Below are 6702 nucleotides of genomic sequence, written 5' to 3'. Positions count from 1 at the left end.
AAGAGGGAAGAGGAAATGGTTTTTTAGTCTCCTAGCTTATTGATTGTGGTAACAATTAATCGAGATAGTTCATCTACTTCTTTAAAAACTGGGGAGATTTTTTGTGGAGGGGCTAACGCCACCCGTTCAGCAATAACTAAATGAGTATCTAATTCTCGCAATGACCCCAGAGCTATTTGTAGATATCGAACATACTCTTTCCTACTAACACGACCATATCCCTCGGCAATATTAGCAGGTATGGAGACAGATGCACGACGAATTTGACTGGTTAAACCATAAACTTCTGATGGATGAAAGAACTTGGTTAAATCGTAGCAAAGCTCACATAGATAAATTCCTCGTTGCCATTGCTCCCTATGACTCATAAAACCTCCTTCCTTCTTCCTTCTTCCTTCTTCCTTCTTCCTTCTTCCTTAATTACAACCAATCTTCCTCATCATCATCCCAATCATCACTTTGATAAGGTCGTGATATCCGAGAAGTACCGACGCGCTCAGAAGGCCGACTAACTTTCCTAGAACTAGGCATATAAGGCTCTTCACTTCTGCGTTTATCCCCGGAAATAGTGCGGCGCACTGACTCGAAGAAATCATCATCATCTTCATCGCGACCGTAAGCTGCAACTTCCCGACTTAGATCGTACAGCGCATCCTGTAAATCCGATCCAACTTGGTCAACTCCCCGCTCATCATTGCGTTCTAAACTGTCGCGTAATTCCCGAATTAAATTTTCAATTCGTTGGCGATTTCTCTGGGCAAATTGCATTCCTCTATCGAGCGCTACCTCTCGTAATTGTCGCTCCGCTTGATAAGCTAAAGCTTCGGAACGATTACGTTTTTCTACCTTTTCACGCTGCAATTTATCAGCTTGAGCAAATTGTTCTGCATCTCGGATCATGAGGCTAACTTCTTGTTGCGTCAGCGTGGAAGCGCCCTGAATTGTAATGCTCTGCTCGCGCCCTGTAGTCCTATCCATTGCTGTCACTAATAGCATACCATTAGCATCAATATCAAAGGATACTTGAACTTGTGGGATACCGCGCGGTGCAGGGGGGATTCCTGTCAATTTAAACCGACCCAAAGACTTATTATCTGCCGCTAATTCTCTTTCACCTTGGAGGATGTGAACTTCCACCAAAGTTTGATTGTTTTCAGAGGTGGAAAAGATGTCAGAGCGCCGCACGGGAATAGTCGTATTGCGCGGAATCAATTTTTTCATCACCCCACCAATGGTTTCCAATCCTAACGATAGAGGGGTGACATCTAAGAGGAGTATGTCGCGTACATCCCCAGCTAAAATCCCCGCTTGAATTGCTGCTCCTACGGCGACAACTTCATCGGGGTTAACATTTTGATTGGGTTCTTTATCAATCAAACTGCGGACTAGCTGCTGTACTAAAGGAATGCGAGTAGAACCCCCGACTAGCACAATTTCGTCAATTCTAGAAGGGTTGAGATTGGCATCTGTCAAAGCTTGCTTTACGGGGCGACGCAAGCGCTGAATTAAGTCACCACATAACCCCTCAAACTGACCGCGAGTTAGTCTTGTTTCAAAATGCAAGGGGCCATCTTCATTGGCATCAATAAAAGGTAAGTTGATGTCAGTAACCCCAACTCCCGACAGTTCAATTTTGGCTTTTTCCGCCGCTTCTGTTAGCCGCTGGAGCGATTGGCGGTTGCGCCGCAAATCAACTCCTTCTTTTTCTAAAAATTGTTCTGCCATCCAGTCAACAATTTTTTGGTCAAAATCGTTGCCGCCCAATTGCGTATCGCCGCTAGTTGCTTTCACCTCAAATACGCCATCACCAACTTCTAAGATTGATACATCAAAAGTACCGCCTCCTAAGTCAAATACCAGGATAGTTTGACTTTCGCGCCTCTCTAATCCGTAGGCTAAAGATGCAGCCGTTGGCTCATTTAAAATTCGCTTGACATCAAGTCCAGCAATTCGTCCTGCGTCCCGCGTTGCTTGGCGCTGGGAATCGTTGAAATAAGCGGGTACAGTAATTACAGCCCCGGTCACTTCTTGACCCAGATAGCGACTAGCTTCCTCTGCCAACTTCCGCAATACCATTGCTGAAATTTCCTCTGGGGCAAAGTCTTTTTTAAGGCGAGGACACTTGATTTTTATATTACCGTTCTCCTCGCGGCGAACTGTGTAGGGGACTCGTTTCGATTCTGGAGTCAATTCGCCGTATTTGCGCCCAATAAACCGTTTGACGGCGTAAAAGGTGTTTTGGGGATTGAGTACCGCTTGTCGCCGCGCCATCTGCCCGACAACGCGCTCTCCTTCCTTTGTGAAAGCAACTACCGAGGGTGTCGTCCGCATCCCTTCTGCATTGGCAATCACCACCGGTTTACCGCCTTCCATAACGGCTACTACTGAATTTGTTGTCCCAAGGTCGATGCCAACTACTTTGCCCATGCCTTAGTTATCTCCTCTGGCGTTCTCTTTAGCTTTTTAATATAAGCTTTAACGGATTGTTGCATTCATTGTATCGCGTCTCTATCACTGAGTCAGAGATAGCGGCCTTCCCTGCGGCTGAGGACGCTGGTGGTGGGGTTGGCTGGCAATCAGGTTTTCGCCTTTGCAGAAACTTCCTAAAAGTTGTCACAAACTGCATCAGGTAAATGGTTAGTAATACCAATCGCGCTCAAAATATAGTTGCCAGGATGCTAAAGAGGTTAGTCACACTAATAGGACTTACGCAGGGAGTCCCAGAAACCGGGTTTTTGAGAGAATCTGTAAGTAACAGTGAAGTATTTTCGTTAAAAAACCCGGTTTCTTTAGTTGGGTGCGTAAGTCCTGACTAATTCCATTATCTCTTGATAATTTTTAGATTTAGTTGCTACAGGCGCAGAGCGAGCTGATAAGAATTGCTCGCTCCCCGCTTTTTTTGCTTCTTAACTGTTCTATAACCAGTTTTTAGGCAATAGGAACAGTTGACTTCACTGACTCACGCTCGTGTAAGTGCTTAAACAACATTCCTAACCTGAGATATTGCTGTTGCCAATCTTCGCCAAAACGCAAACTGTAGTATCCAAGTGCTGATACTGTTGCCACATCAACAGCAGTGAAAGTTTCACCTAATAGATAAGTAGAGGCAACTAATTGTTTATCCAAGACTGGTAATAACCGATCTATGGCTGCTTGACACTTAGCTTGAGCGGCAGAGTCAGCACGATCGCCTTTCTGTTTTTGATACCACAAACCAACTGCATTGTCAGCCAAAGTATCTGCTAATTCTTCCCACTGGCGACACTGAAGCCGGGCTTTCTTTTCGTGAGGATAAAAACTAGGCTCAGGATAAGTTTCGTCTAAATACTCTAAAATCAGTGTCGAATCCCAAACTGTCGTACCATCTTCATCTACTAATACAGGCACTTTGCCAATGGGAGAAATACTGACAAATTCAGGGGATTTGTTAGCAATATCGGTGGCGATGAGTTCCACAGGCAAATTTTTCTCATCTAACAAAATCCTTACTTTTCGGGCGTAGGGTGAGCGCTGAGCATAATACAAAGTTCGAGTCATAATTTGGGATTACTTATTCAAGTGAAAACCAGTATATACTGTTTCTCCGGCTACGAATCGCTTACCTCTTGATTGATTTGCTGCAAAATCTGCTCAATGCGGTTAGCTTGCCTAACTTTCCCTTGCTTGATAAATAAATCCCTGGCTTTCGTCAAATTAGCTACAGCTTCCTGTTGATTTTCTTTCTGTCCTTGCTGTAACAATGCCATACCTAAATTATTCAAAGCATCTGCATATTCACCATTAATTTTAATCGCTTGCCGCCAGACAGTAATTGCTTCATCCAACTGACTTTTATTAGCCAAAGCAACGGCTAAGTCGTTATGAGCTTTAGCGTGTTGGGGATTGCGTTCAATTGCTTGTCGATATTGAGCGATCGCATCGTCTATCTTGTCCTGGCTTGATAGAACTGCCCCTAACTTATAGTAAGCCTCTGCCTGCTTAGGAAATCGCACAATTAACTGCCGGAAAAGAGCCTCTGCATTAGCGACGTTACCTTGGCCGTAGAGGTCATTTGCCATTCTCAAGCCGAAAGTATATCCCTTACCAATGACTTCGCACTTCTTAGAGGCATTAGCTGCTTGTTTGCATATTTTTACCTCGTCTCTGTCCATTTCATAAAATATTACCTCGCGAGCGGGCTGACCGCGCCTCGGTACGGTGTTTTGCGCGAGTTGCAAACTACCAGGCTTAGAGGAAGCGGGTGTGGCGATCGCAACAGCCGATATTTCCACCCCAGCCAAAATACTCAGGGCAATCCCAGTAAAATTGATAAGTGAGGCAACGCCCTTGTTGTTTTTCATCATTTGTGGTAATAAAAAGTGAATATTTTAGAGCCTGAGCAAACTACCCTACCCTACTAGAAGCCAATTAGGGAGATATTCTAGCACTGGGTGAGAGATTTATCGCTAGGGGCTAGGGGCTAGGGGCTAGGGGCTAGGGGAAGCGTGAAAGAAGAGGAAGAAGGGAATAGCATCAGCAAGTTTGGTGGAACTCAGAACGTCTTAACCGCCTTGGCGGTTAATATACAGAGCGATTAGCTAAAGGAATTACTCAAATTTTCTTGCGTCCAAATCCGCTGCGGCCGGTTTTAAACCCAACTTCAAAGTTCTACAATGAAATCTATCCAGTCATCCCCTCAAGTCCGTGACCACAACTCCCCTACGTCCTTCTACTGAAACCTCTGTACAGCGCCCTGACTCTCTGGGGCGATTTGGCAAATTCGGCGGTAAGTATGTCCCCGAAACCCTTATGCCTGCCCTATTTGAGCTAGAGGCAGCTTTCGAGCAATACCGCAATGACCCAGATTTTCAACAAGAATTACAACAACTGCTTAAGGATTATGTCGGACGACCAAGCCCTTTATATTTCGCCGAACGCCTGACAGCCCACTATACCAAACCCGATGGCTCTGGCCCGCAAATTTATCTCAAGCGTGAAGACTTAAACCACACCGGAGCTCACAAAATTAATAATGCTCTAGCTCAAGCGCTATTAGCAAAGAGAATGGGTAAACAGCGCGTGATTGCGGAAACGGGAGCGGGTCAGCATGGTGTGGCTACTGCCACTGTATGCGCTCGCTTTGGCTTGGAGTGCGTCGTCTACATGGGCGTTCACGACATGGAACGACAAGCTTTGAACGTATTTAGAATGCGGCTGATGGGGGCCGAAGTGCGTCCAGTGGCGGCGGGTACGGGAACCCTCAAGGATGCAACTTCCGAAGCAATCCGGGACTGGGTAACGAATGTGGAGACAACTCATTATATTCTCGGCTCGGTGGCGGGGCCTCACCCTTACCCGATGATGGTACGGGATTTTCACGCAATTATTGGTCAAGAAACGCGCTCTCAATGTTTGGAAAAATGGGGCGGTTTGCCTGATATTCTGTTGGCTTGTGTTGGTGGCGGCTCTAATGCGATGGGGCTCTTTCACGAGTTTGTCAATGAAGAAACAGTAAGGTTAATCGGTGTCGAGGCTGCCGGTGAAGGGGTTGATACGGAAAAACACGCGGCTACTTTGACAAAAGGAAGAGTTGGGGTATTGCACGGGGCGATGAGTTATTTGCTGCAAGATGAGGAGGGTCAAGTAATTGAGCCTCACTCGATTAGTGCGGGGTTGGATTATCCGGGAGTGGGGCCAGAACACAGCTTTTTGAAGGATATTGGTAGAGCGGAATATTACAGCGTCACTGATGATGAAGCTGTGGCAGCATTTCAGCGGCTTTCTCAGTTAGAGGGGATTATTCCGGCTTTGGAAACGGCCCATGCGATCGCCTATTTGGAAACTCTCAGTCCGCAGTTAAGTGGTAGCCCCCGAATTGTGCTTAATTGTTCTGGGCGGGGGGATAAAGACGTTCAGACTGTTGCCAAATTTCTCAACCCATCGAAGGATTAGCAATGCGGTTCGGGGCGGTAATAATATTAATTGTCACCGCCTCGATTAAATGAAGTGCTAATTATGTCAAAAATATTCGGTCGCTTGAGTTTGGGAGTGTTATTGTTGGTGGCTGGATGCGATATTCAAAATCTGGCAGACAAAATATCAGCTTTGCCTGCGACACCTGTGGCGACACCGACTTCTGAAATGTTAAGTCCAACTGCTTTGGAAAAGTCAGTTCACGAACAAGTGAATAAATATCGCGTATCTCAGAATTTGCCGCCTTTAACTCTCGATCCGCGTATTATTGAACAGGCAAGGATTCACAGTCAAAATATGGCGAGTGGGAAGGTTCCTTTTAGTCATAACGGATTTGAGGAACGAGTTGATGCGATTGGAAAGTCGATTTCCTATCGGGGAGCTTCGGAAAATGTTGCTTATAATTTAGGGTTTCAGGAACCAGATCGCAATGCTGTTGAAGGCTGGATTAATAGTCCTGGCCATCGTAAAAACATGGAAGGAAATTATAATTTGACTGGTATTGGTATTGCCAAAAATGCGAAAGGAGAATACTATTTTACTCAGGTTTTTATTCGGAGTTAATTGTTAGTTGTTAGTTGTTATCTAGATAGAGTAATACTAATCCCTGCTTTTCTCCAACTATAACAGAAATAGTTCATACTATAAATTGCAGTTGCACTCAAATTAATGAATCCTCAAAATTTAAGAAATTGGGAAAGCTAATTGCTGCTACTGTACCTCATACAAAATCCGGGTTAGTCATCCCCC

Annotated in this window: 6 protein-coding genes; 2 read left to right on the top strand and 4 right to left on the bottom strand. The window is 45.3% G+C overall.

Translation table 11 applies throughout. The features are described 5' to 3' along the window. Positions 1-23: 23 nt before the first annotated feature. The 4 genes from OSCI_RS07885 to OSCI_RS07870 all read right to left on the bottom strand — a co-directional run bounded on the left by OSCI_RS07885 (position 24) and on the right by OSCI_RS07870 (position 4343). Positions 24-368 carry a four helix bundle protein gene (locus OSCI_RS07885; protein ID WP_007354377.1) on the bottom strand — a complete coding sequence of 115 codons (345 nt, stop codon included), beginning with the start codon at positions 366-368 and terminating at the stop codon, positions 24-26. A 52-nt stretch (positions 369-420) separates the two neighbouring features. After that, positions 421-2427, bottom strand: coding sequence for a molecular chaperone DnaK (gene dnaK, locus OSCI_RS07880; RefSeq protein WP_007354376.1), 2007 nt, complete (start codon positions 2425-2427; stop codon positions 421-423). A gap of 501 nt (positions 2428-2928) precedes the next feature. Next, positions 2929-3537: a glutathione S-transferase family protein gene (locus OSCI_RS07875; protein ID WP_007354375.1), complete on the bottom strand. Its 609-nt coding sequence runs from the start codon at positions 3535-3537 to the stop codon at positions 2929-2931. A gap of 50 nt (positions 3538-3587) precedes the next feature. Continuing rightward, positions 3588-4343: a tetratricopeptide repeat protein gene (locus OSCI_RS07870; protein ID WP_007354374.1), complete on the bottom strand. Its 756-nt coding sequence runs from the start codon at positions 4341-4343 to the stop codon at positions 3588-3590. Positions 4344-4683: 340 nt separating this feature from the next. On the opposite strand from OSCI_RS07870, the gene trpB reads away from it, so the two are divergent. Beyond that, a complete protein-coding gene (gene trpB, locus OSCI_RS07865; RefSeq protein ID WP_007354373.1) occupies positions 4684-5931 on the top strand; it encodes a tryptophan synthase subunit beta in 1248 nt (415 codons plus the stop codon). A 63-nt stretch (positions 5932-5994) separates the two neighbouring features. Then, the gene (locus tag OSCI_RS07860) at positions 5995-6516 is read left to right on the top strand and encodes a CAP domain-containing protein (RefSeq protein ID WP_007354372.1); all 522 of its coding nucleotides are present in this window, start codon (positions 5995-5997) and stop codon (positions 6514-6516) included. Positions 6517-6702: the final 186 nt, after the last annotated feature.

The sequence above is a fragment of the Kamptonema sp. PCC 6506 genome (assembly GCF_000180455.1).
GTDB lineage: Bacteria > Cyanobacteriota > Cyanobacteriia > Cyanobacteriales > Microcoleaceae > Kamptonema > Kamptonema formosum.
This window is presented reverse-complemented; position numbering and strand designations above follow the sequence as displayed.